The sequence below is a fragment of the Micromonospora sediminicola genome (assembly GCF_900089585.1).
Classification (GTDB): Bacteria; Actinomycetota; Actinomycetes; order Mycobacteriales; family Micromonosporaceae; genus Micromonospora; species Micromonospora sediminicola.
This window is the reverse complement of record NZ_FLRH01000003.1, coordinates 1614820-1633632: the sequence shown is the minus strand read 5'-3', so window position 1 is coordinate 1633632 and position 18813 is coordinate 1614820. Positions and strand designations below refer to the sequence as shown.

Annotated in this window: 20 protein-coding genes; 8 read left to right on the top strand and 12 right to left on the bottom strand. The window is 73.1% G+C overall.

Going from position 1 to position 18813, the window contains the following annotated elements; all coding sequences use genetic code 11:
- Window positions 1-25: 25 nt before the first annotated feature.
- On the top strand, window positions 26-1528 hold the full coding sequence (locus tag GA0070622_RS08290) for an aldehyde dehydrogenase family protein (protein ID WP_091571316.1): 1503 nt from the start codon (window positions 26-28) through the stop codon (window positions 1526-1528).
- 3 nt (window positions 1529-1531) lie between these two features.
- On the opposite strand, the gene nucS is transcribed toward GA0070622_RS08290, so the two are convergent.
- Entirely contained in the window at window positions 1532-2191 is a 660-nt protein-coding gene (nucS, locus tag GA0070622_RS08285; protein ID WP_091577023.1) for an endonuclease NucS, read from the bottom strand.
- Between the two features lie 71 nt (window positions 2192-2262).
- Here nucS and GA0070622_RS08280 point away from each other — a divergent pair, with 71 nt between their 5' ends.
- A complete protein-coding gene (locus GA0070622_RS08280) occupies window positions 2263-2880 on the top strand; it encodes a DUF4126 domain-containing protein (RefSeq protein ID WP_091571311.1) in 618 nt (205 codons plus the stop codon).
- Window positions 2881-2893: 13 nt separating this feature from the next.
- Here GA0070622_RS08280 and GA0070622_RS08275 read toward each other — a convergent pair whose 3' ends face one another.
- The gene (locus GA0070622_RS08275; RefSeq protein WP_091577020.1) at window positions 2894-3190 is read right to left on the bottom strand and encodes a DUF1540 domain-containing protein; all 297 of its coding nucleotides are present in this window, start codon (window positions 3188-3190) and stop codon (window positions 2894-2896) included.
- 57 nt (window positions 3191-3247) lie between these two features.
- The gene (locus GA0070622_RS08270; RefSeq protein WP_091571306.1) at window positions 3248-5251 is read right to left on the bottom strand and encodes a protein meaA; all 2004 of its coding nucleotides are present in this window, start codon (window positions 5249-5251) and stop codon (window positions 3248-3250) included.
- Window positions 5252-5402: 151 nt separating this feature from the next.
- On the opposite strand from GA0070622_RS08270, the gene GA0070622_RS08265 reads away from it, so the two are divergent.
- The 3 genes from GA0070622_RS08265 (at window position 5403) to GA0070622_RS08255 (ending at window position 8008) form a co-directional block, all read left to right on the top strand.
- On the top strand, window positions 5403-6251 hold the full coding sequence (locus tag GA0070622_RS08265) for an ABC transporter ATP-binding protein (protein WP_091571304.1): 849 nt from the start codon (window positions 5403-5405) through the stop codon (window positions 6249-6251).
- Window positions 6248-7093 carry an ABC transporter permease gene (locus GA0070622_RS08260; RefSeq protein WP_091571300.1) on the top strand — a complete coding sequence of 282 codons (846 nt, stop codon included), beginning with the start codon at window positions 6248-6250 and terminating at the stop codon, window positions 7091-7093. Before GA0070622_RS08265 ends, GA0070622_RS08260 begins: the two co-directional genes overlap by 4 nt.
- 105 nt (window positions 7094-7198) lie before the next feature.
- Entirely contained in the window at window positions 7199-8008 is an 810-nt protein-coding gene (locus GA0070622_RS08255; RefSeq protein WP_091571296.1) for an alpha/beta hydrolase, read from the top strand.
- Between the two features lie 91 nt (window positions 8009-8099).
- Here the strand turns inward: GA0070622_RS08255 and GA0070622_RS08250 are convergent, their stop codons facing one another.
- Both GA0070622_RS08250 and murA read right to left on the bottom strand, forming a co-directional pair.
- Entirely contained in the window at window positions 8100-8948 is an 849-nt protein-coding gene (locus GA0070622_RS08250) for a 3-hydroxyacyl-CoA dehydrogenase family protein (protein ID WP_091571292.1), read from the bottom strand.
- Between the two features lie 65 nt (window positions 8949-9013).
- Window positions 9014-10444 carry a UDP-N-acetylglucosamine 1-carboxyvinyltransferase gene (gene murA, locus GA0070622_RS08245; protein ID WP_091571286.1) on the bottom strand — a complete coding sequence of 477 codons (1431 nt, stop codon included), beginning with the start codon at window positions 10442-10444 and terminating at the stop codon, window positions 9014-9016.
- Between murA and GA0070622_RS08240 the strand changes: the two genes are divergently transcribed.
- Window positions 10443-11015, top strand: a complete 573-nt coding sequence (locus GA0070622_RS08240; RefSeq protein ID WP_047893386.1) for a cob(I)yrinic acid a,c-diamide adenosyltransferase — start codon at window positions 10443-10445, stop codon at window positions 11013-11015. The genes murA and GA0070622_RS08240 overlap by 2 nt on opposite strands.
- Window positions 10991-11410, top strand: a complete 420-nt coding sequence (locus tag GA0070622_RS08235; protein ID WP_091571281.1) for a VOC family protein — start codon at window positions 10991-10993, stop codon at window positions 11408-11410. Before GA0070622_RS08240 ends, GA0070622_RS08235 begins: the two co-directional genes overlap by 25 nt.
- Before the next feature lie 46 nt (window positions 11411-11456).
- On the opposite strand, the gene GA0070622_RS08230 is transcribed toward GA0070622_RS08235, so the two are convergent.
- The 3 genes from GA0070622_RS08230 to GA0070622_RS08220 form a co-directional block, all read right to left on the bottom strand.
- Entirely contained in the window at window positions 11457-12185 is a 729-nt protein-coding gene (locus GA0070622_RS08230; RefSeq protein WP_091571277.1) for a DedA family protein, read from the bottom strand.
- An 81-nt stretch (window positions 12186-12266) separates the two neighbouring features.
- On the bottom strand, window positions 12267-12959 hold the full coding sequence (locus GA0070622_RS08225; RefSeq protein WP_091571273.1) for a response regulator: 693 nt from the start codon (window positions 12957-12959) through the stop codon (window positions 12267-12269).
- On the bottom strand, window positions 12956-14131 hold the full coding sequence (locus GA0070622_RS08220; RefSeq protein WP_091571268.1) for a sensor histidine kinase: 1176 nt from the start codon (window positions 14129-14131) through the stop codon (window positions 12956-12958). Before GA0070622_RS08220 ends, GA0070622_RS08225 begins: the two co-directional genes overlap by 4 nt.
- Window positions 14132-14260: 129 nt before the next feature.
- Between GA0070622_RS08220 and GA0070622_RS08215 the strand changes: the two genes are divergently transcribed.
- Window positions 14261-14854 (top strand): class I SAM-dependent methyltransferase, encoded by a 594-nt coding sequence (locus GA0070622_RS08215; protein WP_245666148.1) that lies wholly within the window; start codon window positions 14261-14263, stop codon window positions 14852-14854.
- Between the two features lie 47 nt (window positions 14855-14901).
- Here GA0070622_RS08215 and GA0070622_RS08210 read toward each other — a convergent pair whose 3' ends face one another.
- The 4 genes from GA0070622_RS08210 to GA0070622_RS08195 all read right to left on the bottom strand — a co-directional run bounded on the left by GA0070622_RS08210 (window position 14902) and on the right by GA0070622_RS08195 (window position 18671).
- The gene (locus GA0070622_RS08210; RefSeq protein ID WP_091571263.1) at window positions 14902-15453 is read right to left on the bottom strand and encodes a hypothetical protein; all 552 of its coding nucleotides are present in this window, start codon (window positions 15451-15453) and stop codon (window positions 14902-14904) included.
- A 1219-nt stretch (window positions 15454-16672) separates the two neighbouring features.
- A complete protein-coding gene (locus GA0070622_RS08205) occupies window positions 16673-17128 on the bottom strand; it encodes a DUF2550 domain-containing protein (RefSeq protein WP_091571258.1) in 456 nt (151 codons plus the stop codon).
- A 12-nt stretch (window positions 17129-17140) separates the two neighbouring features.
- Complete coding sequence (locus tag GA0070622_RS08200) at window positions 17141-17419, bottom strand: F0F1 ATP synthase subunit epsilon (RefSeq protein ID WP_047893558.1); 279 nt, start codon at window positions 17417-17419, stop codon at window positions 17141-17143.
- A 109-nt stretch (window positions 17420-17528) separates the two neighbouring features.
- Window positions 17529-18671 (bottom strand): LCP family protein, encoded by a 1143-nt coding sequence (locus GA0070622_RS08195; RefSeq protein ID WP_091571254.1) that lies wholly within the window; start codon window positions 18669-18671, stop codon window positions 17529-17531.
- Between the last annotated feature and the right edge of the window lie 142 nt (window positions 18672-18813).

The following is an 18813-nucleotide window of genomic DNA, read 5'->3' as shown; positions in this document are numbered from 1 at the left end:
TAATGTTCGGGTCTAGACTGCGGCCATGACCGCTGTGCATGTCCCCGGAACCCCGCTCATCGAGGCCGGTCGACTGGTGTCGACGAGCCCGGCGACCGGCGCGGAGGCCGGGCGACTCCCGGTGGCGACCGAGGCGGACGTGCGCGCCGCCGTCGACCGGGCCCGCCCGGCGGCCGACTGGTGGGCCGGGCTCGGCTTCGCCGGCCGGCGGGACCGGCTCCAGCGCTGGCGCGGCGTGCTCGCCCGGCGGATCGAGGAGCTGGCCGAGCTGATGCACACCGAGGGCGGCAAGCCGGTCGGCGACGCCGTGGTGGAGATCCTCACCGCGTTGGAGCACATCGACTGGGCGGCCCGCAACGCCCGCCGGGTGCTCGGCCCCCGGCGGGTCCGCTCCCGGCTGATCCTGGCCGAGTTCACCGGTCACCTGGAATACCAGCCCTACGGCGTGGTCGGCGTGATCGGCCCGTGGAACTATCCGGTCTTCACCCCGATCGGCTCCGCCGCGTACGCGCTGGCCGCCGGCAACGCGGTGGTGTTCAAGCCCAGCGAGTACACCCCGGCCGTGGGCCAGTGGCTGGTCGACCGCTTCGCCGAGGTGGTGCCGGAGCAGCCGGTGTTCCAGGCGGTGCACGGGCTCGGCGACGTCGGCGCGGCGCTGTGCCGCTCCGGGGTGGCGAAGCTGGCCTTCACCGGCTCGACCGCCACCGCGAAGAAGGTGATGGCCGCCTGTGCCGAGACGCTCACCCCGGTGCTGCTGGAGGCCGGCGGCAAGGACGCGATGATCGTGGACGCCGACGCCGACCTGGACGCCGCGGCCGAGGCCGCCGTCTGGGGCGGGCTCACCAACGCCGGCCAGACCTGCATCGGCATCGAACGGGTCTACGCGGTCGACCAGGTCTTCGACGCGTTCGTCGACAAGGTGGTGACGAGGGCCGGCCGGCTCACCGTGGGCGCGGACGGCACCGACCTCGGCCCGATCACCATGCCGTCCCAGATCGACGTCATCCGCCGCCACATCGACGACGCGGTCGCCCGGGGTGGTCGTGCGGTGCTCGGTGGCCCGGAGGCGGTCCAGCCGCCGTACGTGCACCCGACCGTGCTGGTCGACGTGCCGGAGGACTCGGCGGCCGTCCGCGAGGAGACGTTCGGCCCGACGCTCACCGTCAACCGGGTCCGCGACGTCGACGAGGCCGTGGAGCGCGCGAACGCCCTCCCGTACGGCCTCGGTGGTTCGGTCTTCGGCCGGGCGCGGGCGGTGGCCGTGGCGCGGCGGCTGCGCTCCGGGATGGCCTCGGTCAACTCGGCGCTGACCTTCGCCGGCATGTCCACGCTGCCGTTCGGCGGCACCGGCGAGTCCGGCTTCGGCCGGATCCACGGCGAGGACGGGCTGCGCGAGTTCGGCCGCCCCAAGGCGGTCACCCGCCGCCGGGCCCGCTCGCTGCTGCCGGCCATGACGTTCGAGCGCACCCCGGCCGACGTCGCCCGCCTGGTCAAGGTCGCCAAGCTGATGTACGGCCGGGGGCGCTGAGCCTCAGAACAGCGTCAGCTCGTCGCGCTCGATGCCGCGCAGCTTGTCGTAGTCGACCACCACGCACCGGATGCCCCGGTCGGTGGCGAGCACCCGGGCCTGCGGCTTGATCTCCTGCGCGGCGAACACGCCGGTCACCGGCGCGAGCAGCGGGTCGCGGTTCATCAGCTCCAGGTAGCGGGTGAGCTGTTCCACCCCGTCGATCTCGCCGCGCCGCTTCACCTCGACCGCCACCGCGCGGGCGTTCGCGTCCCGGCAGAGCAGGTCGACCGGGCCGATCGCGGTCATGTACTCCCGGCGGACCAGGGTGAAGCCCTCCCCCAGCGTCTCCGGGTTGGCGGCGAGCAGTTCCTGCAGGTGCGCCTCGACGCCGTCCTTGCGCAGGCCCGGGTCGACCCCCAGCTCGTACGAGGTGTCCTGGAAGATCTCCTCCAGGGTGATCCGCAGCTCCTCGCCGGCCTTGTTGACCACCCGCCACACGCCGGGCGCCTCCTCCAGGCGACACGGCGGGCTCATCCAGTTCAACGGCTTGTACGCCCGGTCGTCCGCGTGGATCGACACCGAGCCGTCCGCCTTCACCATGAGCAACCGGGTGGCCGGCGGCAGGTGGGCCGAGAGCCGTCCGACATAGTCCACCGAGCACTTCGCAATGACCAACCGCACCCGACGAGGGTAGCGGAGCCCCCGGCCGCCGCCGACGAGCGCCACTGGCGCACCGGTGCCATATTGAGATCGTGCTCGAAGTCCTCACCGGTTCCGGACTCGCCGCCTCGGCGGGTCTGAACGCGTACATCCCGCTGATGCTGATGGGCCTGCTGGCCCGCTACACCGACCTGATCGAGCTGCCCAGCGGTTGGCAGTGGCTCGGCAACGGCTGGGTGCTGGCGATCCTCGCCGTGCTGCTCGCGGTCGAGGTGGTGGCCGACAAGGTGCCGGTGGTCGACCACGTCAACGACATGGTGCAGACGGTGGTCCGGCCGACCGCGGGCGGCCTGGCCTTCGGCGCCGGTTCCGGCTCGGAGACGGTCACGGTCAGCGACCCGGACACGTTCTTCTCCACCCACCAGTGGGTGCCGGTGGTGGTCGGCGTGCTGATCGCGCTCGGGGTGCACCTGCTCAAGGCCGCCGCCCGGCCGGTGGTCAACGCGACCACGGCCGGCTTCGGCGCGCCGGTGGCCAGCACCGCCGAGGACGCGACGAGCGTGGTCATGTCGGTGGTGGCGATCCTGCTGCCGGTGCTGGTGCTGGTGTTCGCGGTCGGCCTGGTGGTGTTCGCGGTCTGGCTGGTCCGCCGCCGGCGGCACCGACGCCGGGAACGCGCCGCCGCGCGCGCGGCCGGCTTCCGCGTCTAGCCGGCTGGGCCGGTCAGCGACTCCGGTAGGTCATGCAGTCGGCCATGTCCATGTCCGGGCCCACCGTGATGGCCGGGGCGTGGCACTCCAGGTCGGAGTTGTGCTGGCAGTCGGAGCGTGAGCAGGCGCCGACCTGGGCGACCAACTGGTCGATGCCGCCGCGCACCGGCAGCTCCACGAAGGTGTGGCAGTGGGCGTGGTCGCTGCTGCCGATCGTGATGGCGAACGCGTGGCAGTCATTCGTGTGGTTGTAGGCGCAGGACCGGACGGCGCACTCCTGGACCCGGGGCATCTCCATCGACGCGGTCATCATTCCCGCCCTTCCGTGGGTGTCTTGCCCCGATTTTAGGCTTTTGCGCCTCCCGCGTCAGCTCAACCCGTTGGCCTCGCGGATGACGGTGACCAGCTGGTCGATGATGCCGGTGAGCGCGAAGTCCTTCGGCGTGAACACGCGGGCCACGCCGGCGGCCCGCAGCGCGTCGGCGTCACCGGCCGGGATGATGCCGCCCACCACCACCGGCAGGTCGCCCCGCCCGGCCGCGCGCAGCCCGTCCAGCACGGCCGGCACGGCCGCCAGGTGCGAGCCGGAGAGCACGGAGAGACCGACCAGGTCGACGTCCTCCTCCACGGCGGCGGCCACGATCTGCCCGGCGGTCAGCCGGATGCCCTGGTAGACCACCTCGAAGCCGGCGTCGCGGGCGCGTACCGCGATCTGCTCGGCGCCGTTGGAGTGCCCGTCCAGCCCCGGCTTGCCGACCAGCAGCCGCAGCCGGCCGCTGCCCAGCTCCCGGGCCGTGGCGGCGACCCGCTCACGGACCGACGCGAGCCCGGCGTCGCCACCGGCCCCGGCCGCGCCGGAGAGCCCGGTCGGCGCCCGGTACTCGCCGAAGACCCGGCGCAGCGCGCCCGCCCACTCGCCGGTGGTCACCCCGGCCCGCACGCACGCCAGCGTCGCGTCCATCAGGTTCGTGGTGGTCGCGGCGTCCGCCCGCAGCCGGTCCAGCGCGGCGTCCACGGCCGCCGCGTCCCGGCCGGCCCGCCACTGGCGTACGCCGTCCGCGGCGGCCGCCTCGACCGCCGGGTCGACCTGCTCGACCGCCTCGGCGCCGGCCGCGGTCAGCGGGGACGGCTCGGTCTCGGTGAACCGGTTGACGCCGACCACCACGTCGGCGCCGGACTCCATCCGCCGACGCCGGTCGGCCAGCGAGGCGACCAGCGCGCTCTTGAGGTAGCCGGACTCCACGGCGGTCACCACGCCGCCCATCTCCAGCACCTTCTCCAACTCGACCCGCGCGCCGGTCACGATGTCGTCGACCAGCGCGGTCATCACGTGCGAGCCCTCGAACAGGTCCGGATACTCCAGCAGGTCCGACTCGTACGCCAGCACCTGCTGCATGCGCAGCGACCACTGCTGGTCCCAGGGGCGGGGCAGGCCGAGCGCCTCGTTCCAGGCGGGCAGCTGCACCGCCCGGGCCCGGGCGTCCCGGGAGAAGGTGACGCCGAGCATCTCCAGCACGATCCGCTGGATGTTGTTCTCCGGCTGCGCCTCGGTCAGGCCCAGCGAGTTGACCTGCACGCCGTAGCGGAACCGGCGCTGCTTCGGGTTCTCCACGCCGTAGCGGTCGCGGGTGATCTCGTCCCAGAGCGCGCCGAACGCGCGCATCTTGGCGATCTCCTCGACGAAACGCACCCCGGCGTTGACGAAGAACGAGATCCGCTGGACCACGTCGCCCATCCGCTCGGCCGGCACCTGGCCGGAGTCGCGCACGGTGTCCAGCACGGCGACGGCGGTGGCGAGCGCGAAGCCGACCTCCTGCACCGGCGTCGCGCCGGCCTCCTGGAGGTGGTACGAGCAGATGTTGACCGGGTTCCACCGCGGCATCTCCCGCAGCGTGTACGCGATGACGTCGGCGGTCAGCCGCAGCGAGGCGGCCGGCGGGAAGATGTACGTCCCCCGGGACAGGTACTCCTTGATGATGTCGTTCTGCGTGGTGCCGGCGCAGCGGCTCAGCTCCGCGCCCTGCTCGGCGGCGACCGTGCCGTAGAGGCCGAGCAGCCACATGGCCGGCGCGTTGATCGTCATCGAGGTGTTCATCTCGGCGATCGGGATGCCCTCGAAGAGCGCCCGCATGTCGCCGAGGTGCGCGACCGGCACGCCGACCCGGCCCACCTCGCCGGCGGCCAGCTCGTGGTCGGGGTCGTATCCGGTCTGGGTCGGCAGGTCGAACGCGACCGAGAGCCCGGTCTGCCCCTTCGCCAGGTTGCGGCGGAAGAGCGCGTTGGTGGCCGCGGCGGAGGAGTGCCCGGCGTACGTGCGCATCACCCACGGGCGGTCCCGCTCCGGCAGGCGTCCCGGCGTCGCGTCATCCATGGCCGGAGTTTAAGTTACCGTTCAGTAAAACGGGCTGTGGAAAACCACACAGGTCCATGGAGCGGACCGACGGGCACGGACGGCGACAGATGGGCGACACCACCACACCCCGGCCCGCGGCCGGGCACGCGGCAGTCGCACACTGGACGTCATGGAAGACGAGCTCGCGATCTCCGTACGGGGACTGCGCAAGACGTACGGCGACAACGTCGCGGTGGCGGGGGTGGACCTGGACGTCCACCGGGGCGAGGTGTTCGCCCTGCTCGGCCCGAACGGCGCGGGCAAGACCACCACGGTGGAGATCCTGGAGGGCTACCGGCACCGCGACGCCGGCGAGGTGCGGGTGCTCGGCGTCGACCCGGCCAGGCCCGACGCCGGTTGGCGCTCCCGGGTGGGCATCGTGCTCCAGGGCACCGGCGAGTTCGACGAGCTGACCGTCGGCGAGGTGGTCCGGCACTTCTCCGGCTTCTACCCGGACGCCGACGACCCGGACAAGGTGGTCGAGCGGGTGGGGCTGGGCGCCAAGGCCAGGGCGCGTACGCACACGCTCTCCGGCGGGCAGAAGCGCCGCCTCGACGTGGCGCTGGGCATCATCGGCCGGCCCGAGCTGCTCTTCCTCGACGAGCCGACCACCGGTTTCGACCCGGAGGCCCGGCGCGAGTTCTGGGAGCTGATCCGGGACCTCTCGGCCGCCGGCACCACCATCGTGCTCACCACCCACTACCTGGACGAGGCCGAGGCCCTCGCCGACCGGGTCGGCGTGATCGCCGCCGGGCGGGTGATCGAGGTCGCGCCGCCGAACGCGCTGGGCAACCGGCAGGAGTCGCTGGCGACCGTCTCCTGGCGTACGCCGGAGGGAACGCCGGGCTCGGCGGAGACCGCGACGCCGACGGCGCTGGTGGCCGAGCTGGCCGCGCGCTTCGGCGGCGAGGTGCCCGGCCTGACCGTGACCCGGCCGACCCTGGAAGACGTCTACCTGCGGATGATCGGACACTCATGACCACCACGACGAAGCCGGCGGCCCCGCTCGCCGCGGCACCGGCCCGGCGGCTCGGCGCGGGCACGCTGGCGCTGCGCCAGGGCCGGCTGGAGATCACCCAGTTCCTGCGCAGCCGGGAGTCCGTCGTGTTCACGATGGGCTTCCCGATCATCATGATCCTGATCTTCGCGGCGATCTTCAGCGACGAGATCGCCCCGGGCGTCAGCTACACGCAGTACTTCATCACCGGCATGATCGCGACCGGGCTGATGACGGTGAGCTTCCAGAACCTCGGCATCTGGATCCCGATCGAGCGGGACCGGGGCGTGCTCAAGCGCTACCGGGGCACGCCGATGCCGAAGTGGGTCTGGTTCGCCGGCAAGGTGATCATGGTGGTGGTCATCGGCATCGCCGAGACCGCGCTCCTGCTCGCCGTCTCGGTCGCGCTGTTCGACCTGGACCTGCCGCAGACCGCCGCCAAGTGGCTCACGTTCGGCTGGGTCGCCGTCCTCGGCGTCACCGCCTGCACGCTCTGCGGCATCGCCATCTCGTCGCTGGCCCGCACCGCCCGCAGCGGCTCCGCGGTGGTCACCCCGGTCGCGCTGGTCCTCCAGTTCATCTCCGGCGTGTTCTTCGTCTTCACCAGCCTGCCCACCTGGATGCAGCAGGTCGCCGCGATCTTCCCGCTCAAGTGGATGTGCCAGGGCCTGCGCTCGGTCTTCCTGCCGGACAGCTTCGGCGGCCAGGAGCCGGGCGGGTCGTTCGAGCTGGGCAAGGTGGCGCTGGTGCTGGCAGCCTGGTGCGTGATCGGCCTGGTGCTCTGCCTGAGCACCTTCCGGTGGACCACCCGCCGCGACGGCTGAGGTGTAAGGAAGGGCCCCTTCTTAACGCCTGCGGTAGAGGAGGGGCCCCTTCTTAACCACGCACACGACCGCACTCGCCTCGCCCGAGGTGGCACACTGCCCGGCATGGCACGCACGCTGAGCCGGCGGACACTGCTGACCGCCGCCGGAGGGATCGCCGGCGCCGGCCTGGTCGGCGGCCTGGCCGCCCGGCAGCTCTCCACTCCCCGGCCCGGACCGGAACCCACAGTGCCGGACGCCCCGGCCGGGGACGAGCGGCTGATCCGGATCGCCTCCGGCGCCCGCGGGCGCGAGGTGGACTTCTGGACCGCCGTGCCCGAGGGGTACGGCGACGGCCGCGGCCTGCCCGTCTGCCTGGTCCTGCACGGCGCCTCGGCCACCCCGCGCGACTACGGCCGGTTCGGGCTGGCCCGCTTCCTCACCGACGCGGTGCGGCGCGGCGCCCCGCCGTTCGCGCTCGCCGGAGCGACCGGCGGCCGGCTCTCCTGGCGTCCCGCCGGCGACGACGACCCGCGACGGATGGTGCGCGAGGAGGTGCCGGCCTGGTGCGCCCGGCGCGGCTTCGACATCAGCCGGACGGCCGTCTGGGGCTGGTCGATGGGAGGCTTCGGGGCGCTGCTGCTGGCCGAGACGTACCCGGGCTGGCTGAGGATGGCGGCGGCCTTCTCCCCGGCGGTGCGCCCCGGCGACGCGGTCTTCACCGGCGTCGACAAGCTGCGCGGCACCCCGGTCGGGCTCTGGTGCGGCCGGCAGGACAACTTCCTCCCCGACGTCCGCGCGCTGGCCCGGGCGCTGCCCGAGAAGCCGGTACGCGCCGCCTGGGCCGACGGGCGGCACAACTTCGGCTACTGGGGCACCGTCCTCCCGGACGCGTTCGCGCTGATCGGCGCCGCGCTCAGCCCGCCCCGGCCGTGAACCGGCCGCGGACGTGAACCGGCCGCGGACGTGAACCGGCCGCGGACGTGAACCGCCCCCGGCCGCACGGGCCGGGGGCGGGACCAGCCGGTCAGTACGAGTAGAAGCCCTGGCCGGTCTTGCGGCCCAGGTCGCCGGCGGTGGCCATGCGCTGGAGCAGCTCCGGCGGGAAGAACTTCTCGTCCGCGGTGTCCGTGTAGATGTTGCGGGTGGCGTTCAGGAGCACGTCCACACCGGTCAGGTCGACGGTGGCCAGCGGGCCCATCGCGTGCCCGAAGCCCAGCTTGCAGGCGGTGTCCAGGTCCTCGGCGGAGATCACGCCGGACTCGACCAGCTTGACCGCCTCCATCGCCAGCGCGCAGATCAGGCGGGTGGTGACGAAGCCGGCGATGTCCCGGTTGACCACCACCACGGTCTTGCCGATCTCCTCGGCGAACGACCGGGCGGTGTCCATGGTCGCGTCGCTGGTCTTGTAGCCCCGGACCAGCTCACAGAGCTTCATCATCGGCACCGGCGAGAAGAAGTGGGTGCCCACCACCGACTCCGGGCGCTCGGTGGCGGTGGCGATCTGGGTGACCGGGATGGCCGAGGTGTTGGTGGCCAGCACCGCGTCCGCCTTGCAGATCTTGTCCAGCGCGCGGAACACCTCGTGCTTGATCTCGATCTTCTCGAAGACCGCCTCGACCACGATGTCCGCGTCGGCCGCCGCCTCCAGCTCGGTGGTCGGGGTGATCCGACCCAGCGTCGCCTCGACGTCGGACGCCTCGATCCTGCCCTTCTCGGCGAACTTCGTCAGCGACTTCCGGATGCCGTCGACGCCCCGCTTCGTGGCCGCGTCGTCCACGTCGCGCAGCGTCACCTGCCAGCCCGCCTGCGCCGCCACCTGGGCGATGCCCGAGCCCATCAGCCCGGCACCGACGACCGCGAGTCGACCCGCCATCTGCTTCTCCCTCGCCGTGTTCTGGAATGTCCTCCAGAACCCTACTTAACGAGGGATAAGGGCCGTCAGATGGCCAGGTCGGGTTCCTCCGGCGCGGTGCCGCGCTCCACCTCGACGCCGAGCGCCCGCAGATCCGCCACGAAGTCCGGGTAGCCCCGGTCCACGTGGTGCACGTGCGAGACCTCGGTCGTCCCGTCGGCGCACAGCCCGGCGATGATCAGGCCGGCGCCGGCCCGGATGTCGGTGGCGCGTACCGGGGCGCCGGAGAGCCGCTCCCGGCCGCAGACCAGGGCGTGGTGCCCGTCGGTCCGGATCTCCGCGCCGAGCCGCATCATCTCGTTGGCGAACATGAACCGGCCGTCGAAGATGTTCTCGGTGATCAGCGAGCCGCCGTCGCTGACCGCGGCCAGGCCGATCGCCATCGGCAGCAGGTCGGTGGCGAAGCCCGGGTACGGCAGCGTGACCACGTCGACCGCCCTGGGGCGGTCGTCCATCCGTACCCGGAAGCCGTCGCCCCGGGTCTCCACCAGGCCGCCGGCCGTGACCAGCTTGTCCAGCGCGACCTCCAGGTAGGCCGGGTCGACGCCGGTCACGGTGACGTCCCCCCGGGTCATCGCGGCCGCGAACGCCCAGGTGCCGGCGACGATCCGGTCCCCCACCGTGGCGTGCCGGACCGGACGCAGCTCGGGTACGCCGACGATGTGCAGCGTCGAGCTGCCGGCGCCGGAGATCCGCGCGCCCATCCGGTTGAGCATGGTGCAGATGTCGACGATCTCCGGCTCCCGGGCCGCGTTGTCGATCGTCGTGCCGCCCCGGGCCAGCACCGCCGCCATCACCAGGTTCTCGGTGGCGCCCACGCTCGGGAAGTCCAGCACGATGTCCGCGCCGTGCAGGCCGTCCGGGGCCTCGGCGATGACGAAGCCGTGCTCGCCGGAGATCTCCGCGCCCATCCGGGCCAGGCCGGCGATGTGCATGTCCAGGCCGCGCGAGCCGATGGCGTCGCCGCCGGGGTGGGCCACCCGGACGTAGCCCCGGCGGGCGAGCAGCGGGCCGAGCACGCAGATCGACGCGCGCAGCCGGCGGACCAGGTCGTAGTCGGCCTCCGCGCCGGGTCGCTCCGGCACGTCGATGACGACCGAGCGGGACCGTTCCACACCGCCGCGGGCCACCATCGGGTCGACCGGGTCGTCCGGGCCGAAGCGTACGCCGCAGCCGAGCCGGCGCAGCACCTCGCCCATGATCGCGATGTCGGTGATCCGGGGCACGTTGGTGATCACGCTGCGGCCGGGCGCGAGCAGCGCGGCGGCCATCAGCTTCAACGCCGAGTTCTTCGCGCCCACCACGTGCACGGTGCCGGCCAGCCGGGCGTCCCCCCGTACCCGGATGACGTCGACGTCGCTGATCGCCGGGTCGCCGGCGTCACCCGGCCCCACCGCGGTCGACCGGTCCGGGCGCACCGGGATCGTCAGGTCCGGTATCCGTAGGCTGTGCGTCATGGCCGTCCACCTCACGCGCATCTACACCAAGGCCGGCGACGCCGGCATGACCAGGCTGAGCAACAACGAGCAGGTGCCGAAGACCGATCCGCGGATCGCCGCGTACGCCGACGTGGACGAGTGCAACGCCTCGATCGGCGTCGCGCTCGCCCTGGGGCAGCTCCCGGACGAGCTGCGGGCCGTGCTGGAGTCCGTGCAGAACGACATGTTCGACGTCGGCGCGGACCTGGCCACGCCGGTGGAGCCGGACCCGAAGTACCCGCCGCTGCGGGTCACCGAGGAGTACGTCGAGCGCCTCGAAGGCTGGTGCGACGAGTACAACGCGCGCCTGAGCAAGCTCGACTCCTTCATCCTCCCCGGCGGCACCGCGGGCGCGGCACTGCTGCACGTGGCACGGACGACCGCCCGGCGCGCCGAGCGTGCGGCATGGGCGCTGGTCGCACACGACCCCGATCGGACCAGCCCCCTCCCGGCAAAGTATCTCAACCGGCTCTCCGATCTGCTCTTTATCCTGTCAAGAACGGCGAATCCGGACGGAGACGTGCTATGGGTGCCGGGCGGGAAGCGCTGACCGTCGGCGGCCTGCACCACGTGGAGGTCTGGGTACCCGACCTGGAGGCGGCCAGTCGTTCGTGGGGCTGGCTTCTCGACGAGCTGGGCTGGACCCCGTACCAGAACTGGCCGGTCGGCCGCTCCTGGCGGCACGGGCCCACCTACCTGGTGCTGGAGGAGTCCCCGGCGCTCACCGGCCGGACCCACGACCGGCTCGCGCCGGGCCTCAACCACCTGGCCTTCCACGCCGGCCCGCCGGCGGCCGTCGACCGCCTGGTCGCCGGCGCGCCCGAGCACGGCTGGACGCTGCTCTTCCCGGACCGGCACCCGCACGCGGGCGGTCCGGAGAACTATGCCGCCTACCTGACCGACGGTCAGGGCTACGAGGTCGAGTTGGTCGGCGAGACGAGCTGATCCGGGGGCGGGCGCGGGCGACACGGACCCGCGCCCCCGCCCGGCCTCAGCACCGGTCGATCGCGCCCCGGCGGACGGGCGCGGTGCGACCGGCCCCCGGCCGCCGCGAGCCCGACCGGAGGCGGGTGGCGCCGCGCCGGCCACGGACCGGCCCGGAGCAGGCACGACGGACGGCGCGCCGCCGGCGTACCCGCAGGTGCCGGAGCCCCAGCGCGAGCGCGACCGCCGCGACCACCGCCACCCCGGCGGCGGCCGGCACACCGGCCGGCAGGCCGCCGGCCGTCCAACCGACGAGCACCGTGCCGGGCACCCAGACGACCACCGCCAGGCCGTCGGCGAGCACGAACCGGCGGTACGGCAGGCCGGCGGCCCCCGCCACCCGGGGCACCAGCGTCCGGACGAACGCGGTCCAACGGCCGAGCAGCACGGCGCTCCCACCCTTGGCGGCGACCAGCGCCTCGGCGCGCCGCCACCGCTCCTCCCCCACCCGACGGCCCAGCGGTCCGCGCCGCAGCCTCGGGCCGAGCAGCCGCCCCTCCAGATAGCCGAGCTGGTCCCCGGCGAACGCGGCGGCGGTGGTCACCGCCAGCGCGACGCCCAGGTCGACGCGACCGGCGCGGGCCAGCAACCCGACCCTCAGCATGGTGGTCGCGGCCGGCAGCACCACACCGGCCAGCAGCCCCACCTCGCCGGCGAGCACCGCCGCCGCGACCAGCAGCAGGAGGCCCGGCGGCAGCGCGTCGAGCCGGTCCACCAGGGAATCCAGGAAGGTCATGCCTCCCAGCGTCGCGCCCGGGACGGGCGACGACGTCCTGCCCACGGCCGGGCCGGGTCCTCCGGGTGGCCGGTCGTCGCCCTAGGGTCCACCCGGATCCGGCACCGGGTTGAAGCCGTCGTCGACCAGGCCGAGCCGGTGCGCCACCACCGCGGCCTGGACCCGGTTGCGCAGCTCCAGCTTCTCCATCGCGGCCGAGACGTGGGTCTTCACCGTGGTCACCCCCAGGTGCAGCCGCGCCCCGATCTCGGCGTTGGACAGCCCCGCGCCGACCAGCGCCAGCACCTCCCGCTCCCGGGTGGTGAGCAGGCCGAGCCCGGCGGCGGCCGGGTCCGGGGCGCGGTCGCGGTCGTGCGCGGCGAGCGCCCGGCGCAGCACCCGGGCCAACACCGGCGCGGCGAGCAGCGGCTCACCGGATGCCGCCCGCCGCACCGCGTCGACCAGATCCTCGGGGGCGCCGTCCTTCACCAGGTAGCCCTGCGCCCCGGCGCCGAGCGCACCGTAGACGTTCGCGTCGTCGGCGAACGTGGTCAGCACCAGCACCCGGGCCGCCGGCTGCTGCCGCAGGATCCGTCGCGTCGCCTCGATGCCGTCGAGCCGGGGCATCCGCAGGTCCATCAGGATGACGTCCGGCCGCAGCCGCTCGGCGAGCCGGACCGCCTCGTGCCCGTCCCCCGCCTCGCCGACCACCTCGAAGCCGCCGGCCGTGCGCAGCACCAGGCCCACGCCGGCGCGGACGAGGGCCTGGTCGTCGACCACCAGCACTCTGATCATTCGTTCTCCCTGATCGGCAGTCGGACCCGTAGCCGCCAGCCGCCGCCGTCGGTGCCGCCCGCGACGAGCGTCCCACCGAGCAGGCCGACCCGCTCGCGCATGCCGCGCAGGCCGTGGCCCGACACGGGCAGCCGGGTACGCGGGCGCGCCGGGCCGCTGTCCAGCACCTCCAGGAGGAGCGCCCCATCGGTCACCCGGACGTCGACCGAGACGACCGCGCCCGGCCCGGCGTGCTTCAGGCTGTTGGTCAACGCCTCCTGCACGACCCGGGCCGCGGTCGTCCCGACCACCAACGGCACCCGGTGCAGCACCTCCGGCATCCGCACCTGCACCGCCAGGCCGGCCTCGCGTACCCGCCGGGCCGCGTCGCGGATCACCTGGACCGGCTCGACCTGCGACTCCGCCGGTTCCACCGCGTCCGGGTCGCGGAGCACCTCCAGCAGTTCCCGCAACTCGTCCAGCACCTGCCCGGCGGTGTCGCGCAACTCGCCGAGCGCCGTCACCGCCTCCTCCGGCCGGCCGGTGTGCTGCACGGCGTACCGCGCCGACCCGGCCCGCAGCGCGATCGCCGCGACGTGGTGGGCGACGATGTCGTGCAGGTCGCGGGCGATGGCCGTCCGCTCGGTCAGCCGGACCATCCGCGCCTCGGTCGCCCGCCGCTCCTCGGCCTCCCGGGCCCGCTCCTCGGCCGCCTCCGCCGCCTGCCGTACCCCACGCAGATAGCGGCCGAACGCCACCGGCGCGGCGGCGAACCCGGCCAGCATCAGCACCCGGAGCACGCCGACACCACCACGGAGCACCTCCGCGTTCCCCGGGTCGATCACGTTGACCAGCGTCACCGCCACGAAGAGCCCGTACGCGACGGCGGTGCCCGGCCATCCCGAGCGGTACGCGACGTAGCCCAACGCCACCGAGGCGGCGAACTGGGCGGTGTCCGCACCGGTCACCGTCACCGTGTCGGCGACGAGCAGCAGCGCCGACGTGGCGAGCAGCACCGGCCACGGCCAGCGGCGTACCCCGATCAGGATGAGCCCGGCGAGCACCGCGAAGACGCCGGCCCACGCCTCGCGCGGGATGCCGGGTATCACGATCCGGGTGCTGATCAGACCCAGGGCGGCCGTGCCGAGCCCGAGCAGCAGCTCGGGCCACCCGGTCCACCGCCCGCCCCTCATGCGGCCACGATACGGAGCGGGAAGGGCAGGTCGGCCCTTCCACCGGCCGGTGCCCCTCCTCCGACTGGCCGGTGTGCCGGCCCACCGCACGAGACCCGGACCGCGTACGCCCGCCTAGCGTCGGTGACCGTGATCAGCGACGCCCCCGCCTTCCTCGGCCAGTTCGCCCGGCACCCGCTCGCCACCGGCGCGGTGCTGCCCAGCGGATCGGCGCTGGCCCGGGACATCACCGCCGCCGTCCCCCGCACCGGACAGCCGCTGGTGGTCGAACTCGGCCCCGGCACCGGCGCCTTCACCCGCACCATCCAGCAGCGGCTGGCCGGACGCGGCCAGCACCTGGCGGTCGAGCTGAACCCCAGCTTCGCCGCCGCGCTCTCCCGACGTCACCCGGCCGTACGGGTCATCCGCGCGGACGCCGCCACCCTCGACCGGGTGCTGGCCGACCGGCACCTGCCCGCCGCCGACGTGGTGGTGAGCGGCCTACCGTGGGCGGCGTTCGGCGCGGGGCGTCAACTCGCCGTCCTCGACGCGGTACTGCGGACGCTCCGGCCGAGCGGCGCGTTCACCACGTTCGCCTACCGGCACGCGCTCGCGACCCGGCCGGCCCGTCGCTTCCGGCGGCTGCTGACCGGGGCCTTCGAGGAGGTGACCGTCGGCCGGACGGTCTGGTCGAACCTGCCACCGGCCCTGGTCTACCACTGCCGCCGACCCGTGGCGCGCTGACGTGCGAAAGGCCGGCACCCCGGGTTGGGGGTGCCGGCCTTCACGTCTTACTTGGTCCAGTGCTCGGCCACGATGTCGGTGGCCTGCTTCTCCCACTGCGCGTAGGCGTCCGGGTAGGCGGAGACCTGGACGGTCTGGGCGGCGTCGGTCAGGGGCATCTTGTCCCAGCCGTCGACCTGCTTCAGGCCCTTGAGGAAGGCCAGGGTGGAGTACTCGGGGTCGGTGATCTGCTCCGGCGTGCCCCAACCGGAGGAGGGGCGCTGCTGGAACAGGCCCAGCGAGTCGTGGTCATTCTTGTCGCCGAGGTGGCCGAGGTTCTCCAGCTTCGACTCCTGCAGGGCGGTGGCGATCGAGATGACCGCGGCCCGCTCCGGCAGGCCGGCCTTCTTCGTGACGGCGATGATCGCCTTGGCGTTGGCGGTCTGCTCGTCGTTCAGGGTGATGCGCGACTGCTCGCCCTGCACGGACGCGACCGCGACGGGCTTGGCGGCGGCGTGGGCGGGGGTGTCGGCGTGGGCGGCGACCGGACCGGCGAACACGCCACCGGTGAAGGCCAGACCAGCGATACCGAGAATGCTCTTGCGCAGGATCGTGTTCATGAGGGGGCTCCATTCGGGGGTCAACACACCCGGGGGGGTGCGGGCACCGTCAGGCGCGCGAAAAGCCTTGAAGGGGGATCCGGCACGCTCGTGGAGCCGGGGGGCCAGCTCACGGGGCCGGGGGTGTCCGGCTGGCTCGCGGGGCGGGGGGCCTGCACGCGGCGCCGGGATGATGTGTAACGACCGCCCGCCCACCATCATTCCCGTGGGCGGGGCGGCGGCTCGGTGGCTCGCTGCCTGCTCGGTCGTTCACCCGTCTACAACGCCGCCGACCCGCCGCCGATTCCGCGCCCGGGGTGCCGCCCACCACCACCGAACCGGACACCCCACCGCATCCCACGCGCCCGGGTGAAAGCCCACGGGTGCATCCGGACACCCGCAGACACCCGCAGACACCCGCAGACACCCGTGACGTTCCACCCAGCGGCCGCCAACCCGGCCGGTGGAACACCATGGGGGCATCCCGGCCGCGGAGACACCCATGACGATCCACCCAGCGGCCGCCAACCCGGCCAGTGGAACCCCATGGGTGCATCCCGGCCGCCGAGACACCCATGACGATCCACCCAGCGGCCGCCAACCCCGTCAGTGGAACCCCATGGGTGCATCCCGGCCGCCGAGACACCCATGACGTTCCACCCAGCGCATGCCAGCCCCATCGGTGGAGCGCTGTGGGTGTGTGTCCCGGCCGTGGAGACGCCCACGGCGTTCCGTCCAACGCCGGCAGCCCCACGGGTTGGGTGGAACGCCATGGGGTGTCCCGCCCCCGCAGACACCCACACCGTTCCCCCCGGCGCAAGCCAACCCCGCGAGTGGATCACCACGGGTGCCTCCCGACCCCCGCCACGTTCCACCCACCACCCCCACGGCACGTCGATCAAGGAGTTTGTGTCGACGATCGCCCGGAGGCACTACGCACACTCCTTGATCAACCAGTCGGTCGAGGAGGGAGGGGCGGGGGCGGGGTGAGACGCGGGCGCATGGCGACAGGGCGAGATCTTGGAAGGTAAGGGCCCTCAGGAGGGCGCTCAGCTTCCAAGATCTCGCGATGACTCGCTCGGTACCGAGACCGGGACGGAAGCCGTGCCTGCCGGGACGGAAGCGGCGCCCGCGTGCGGAGGCGGAGCGCCACGACGGGGAGGCGGTCGTGTCCGGTCGGTGGTGATGCCGCCACCTCGCCGCGGTGGAGTCGCTCGGACCGCTCGGACGGTGGCCGGGGTCAGGCGGCGGGCCAGTCCTGGGAGGCCAGACGCGGCGAGACCGCCCCCGGAGGGGCGGCCTCGAGCCAGGAGAGGAATCCGGTGACCGTGGAGCGCGCCATGGCGATCTCGACCGGAGCGTGGTGACTGGTACAGCGGAGGATCACCCAGTCGGACGGCATGGAGAAGCGCTCCTGCCCTTCGGGCAACCGGCGCCGCTCCACCGCGAGCCCCTTGCGGGAGAGCACCCGCTTCGGGCGGAGCGCGAAGCTGAACATGCGGTACCAGCGGAGTTCGTCGCCGACGAAGCGACCGAAGCCGGGGGACCATCCACGACCGTCGAGCACCGTGGTGACCCGGACGCTCAGCCGGATGATGCCCCCGCTACGGGTGAACAGAGCCCGCCGGACGAAGAGAACCAGAAGCGCGACGACGACGACCGCGACGCCGATTCCGATCCCTTCGACGATCTCCATCGGCGGGTCGGCTCAGCGGGCCGGGGTGGCCGGGGTGGCGCTCTCGGCCAGGACGGTCACGCCCTCGCCGGTCACCGACAGGAAGCCGCCGGCGACGTCGTACGCGACCTGCTGGCCACCGGCCTGCTTGATACGCACCTGGCTGGGCTCCGCGAGCTGGCCGAGCAGGGGCGCGTGCCCCGGCAGCACACCAAGCTCACCCTCGGTCGTCCGGGCGACGACCATCTCGGCCTCGCCGGTCCAGACCTTCTCCTCGACGGCTACGAGCTCGACGTGAAGCTGCTGTGCCACGCTGTCTCCTTGCTGCGGCGGCGGATTGCCGAAAGTCTAGTCGCGCCTCCGCCGCCCACCCAACGCGGGTGGTGAGAGCCGGGCCACGACGGCCCCGCACCCGCTCAGGCTACTTGGTCTTCTGCTTGAAGTCGGGGTGCTCCAGCAGGAACGCGTCCAACTGCTCGGCCCGCAGGGCCGCGAAGAAGTCGTCGGCCGGGGGCAGCAGTTGCTCACCGCGGTAGGCGCTGCCGCTGCCGATCGGGCCGCCCGGCAGCTTGATCGTCTCGATCGCGTCGGGGCGGATGCCCTTCAGCGCCACACCGAAGTCGACCACGCTGTTGCCCCGGCCGTTGAAGATCAGCGACTGCCCGGCCGCGCGCAGCACCCGGTCCAGCTTGATCGGGTTGGCCACCACGTCGGCGCTGAACGCCTGGCTCACCATCGCCTTGACGAACTGCTGCTGGTGCCGCTGCCGGCCGTAGTCCGCGTCCGGCACACCGTTCTTCGGGTAGCGCTGCCGCACGTAGTCCAGGGCCTGCCAGCCGTTCAGGTGGGCGTTGCCCTTCTCGTACCGGGCCTGCGGGCCGAGGTAGCCCCCGCCGCCGGGCTTGAGCTGGCGGGCCGAGCCGTCCGGCTTGAGGTGCTCGGATTTGACGTCCCGCTCGATGTACATGTCGACGCCGCCCATGGCGTCGACGATCTTCTTGAACCCGCTGAAGTTGATGATGGCGCCGGCGTCGAAGCGCTTGATGCCGGTGACCTGCTGGACGGTCTTCGCGAGCAGTTCGAAGCCCTGCGCCGCGCTCGGGTTCTTGCCCGGCACGTTGCTGCCGTGGGACATGGCGGCGTTGATCCGGTCGGTGCCGCCGGCGTAGTCGGCCTTGGGGAAGGCCGGGATCTCCACCCGCAGGTCGCGCGGGAGCGAGAAGAGGTAGCCGCGGTCCATGCCGGCCGGTACGTGCAGGATCATGATCGAGTCGGAGAGCGGGCGGGCTGTCGCGGTCCGGGGGTCCACGCCGACCAGGAGGATGTTGAGCGGCCCCTTGATGTCGCTCTTCTTCTCCGTCGCGCCGGCCGCCTGGTCGCCGAAGAGGTCGCCCTTGCCGACTGAGCCCTCGTAGCGGGCGACCAGGGCGTGGTAGCCCACCAGCACCGAGCCGCTGAGCACCATCATGACGATGCCGAGGATGGTGCTGACGCGGGCCCACCGGGGCACGCCACGCCACATGGACCGCTTGCCGCGATCCGTGTCGCCCTTACCCACGAGCATCTCCAATCGTCGCGCCACGAAGAGGAGACGGGCGCGGGGGTCCGTTTCGTTGCAGAGATCGACGGTCGGGATGTGAAGTCGTGTCAGGAACGGTACCGCGCGCGTCGGCGAACCGCTTGCCGGTGAACCGGGCATCTGGTAG

What these genes read in the sequence shown, in the direction of transcription:
- murA (WP_091571286.1), bottom strand. Translation starts at nt 10,444, where the DNA reads ATGACGCACAGCCTACGGATACCGGACCTGACGATCCCGGTGCGCCCG.
- GA0070622_RS08240 (WP_047893386.1), top strand. Translation starts at nt 10,443, where the DNA reads ATGGCCGTCCACCTCACGCGCATCTACACCAAGGCCGGCGACGCCGGC.
- GA0070622_RS08265 (WP_091571304.1), top strand. Translation starts at nt 5,403, where the DNA reads ATGGAAGACGAGCTCGCGATCTCCGTACGGGGACTGCGCAAGACGTAC.
- GA0070622_RS08270 (WP_091571306.1), bottom strand. Translation starts at nt 5,251, where the DNA reads ATGGATGACGCGACGCCGGGACGCCTGCCGGAGCGGGACCGCCCGTGG.
- GA0070622_RS08235 (WP_091571281.1), top strand. Translation starts at nt 10,991, where the DNA reads ATGGGTGCCGGGCGGGAAGCGCTGACCGTCGGCGGCCTGCACCACGTG.
- GA0070622_RS08255 (WP_091571296.1), top strand. Translation starts at nt 7,199, where the DNA reads ATGGCACGCACGCTGAGCCGGCGGACACTGCTGACCGCCGCCGGAGGG.
- GA0070622_RS08195 (WP_091571254.1), bottom strand. Translation starts at nt 18,671, where the DNA reads ATGCTCGTGGGTAAGGGCGACACGGATCGCGGCAAGCGGTCCATGTGG.
- GA0070622_RS08220 (WP_091571268.1), bottom strand. Translation starts at nt 14,131, where the DNA reads ATGAGGGGCGGGCGGTGGACCGGGTGGCCCGAGCTGCTGCTCGGGCTC.
- GA0070622_RS08260 (WP_091571300.1), top strand. Translation starts at nt 6,248, where the DNA reads ATGACCACCACGACGAAGCCGGCGGCCCCGCTCGCCGCGGCACCGGCC.
- GA0070622_RS08230 (WP_091571277.1), bottom strand. Translation starts at nt 12,185, where the DNA reads ATGACCTTCCTGGATTCCCTGGTGGACCGGCTCGACGCGCTGCCGCCG.
- GA0070622_RS08275 (WP_091577020.1), bottom strand. Translation starts at nt 3,190, where the DNA reads ATGACCGCGTCGATGGAGATGCCCCGGGTCCAGGAGTGCGCCGTCCGG.
- GA0070622_RS08210 (WP_091571263.1), bottom strand. Translation starts at nt 15,453, where the DNA reads ATGAACACGATCCTGCGCAAGAGCATTCTCGGTATCGCTGGTCTGGCC.
- GA0070622_RS08225 (WP_091571273.1), bottom strand. Translation starts at nt 12,959, where the DNA reads ATGATCAGAGTGCTGGTGGTCGACGACCAGGCCCTCGTCCGCGCCGGC.
- GA0070622_RS08205 (WP_091571258.1), bottom strand. Translation starts at nt 17,128, where the DNA reads ATGGAGATCGTCGAAGGGATCGGAATCGGCGTCGCGGTCGTCGTCGTC.
- GA0070622_RS08290 (WP_091571316.1), top strand. Translation starts at nt 26, where the DNA reads ATGACCGCTGTGCATGTCCCCGGAACCCCGCTCATCGAGGCCGGTCGA.
- GA0070622_RS08250 (WP_091571292.1), bottom strand. Translation starts at nt 8,948, where the DNA reads ATGGCGGGTCGACTCGCGGTCGTCGGTGCCGGGCTGATGGGCTCGGGC.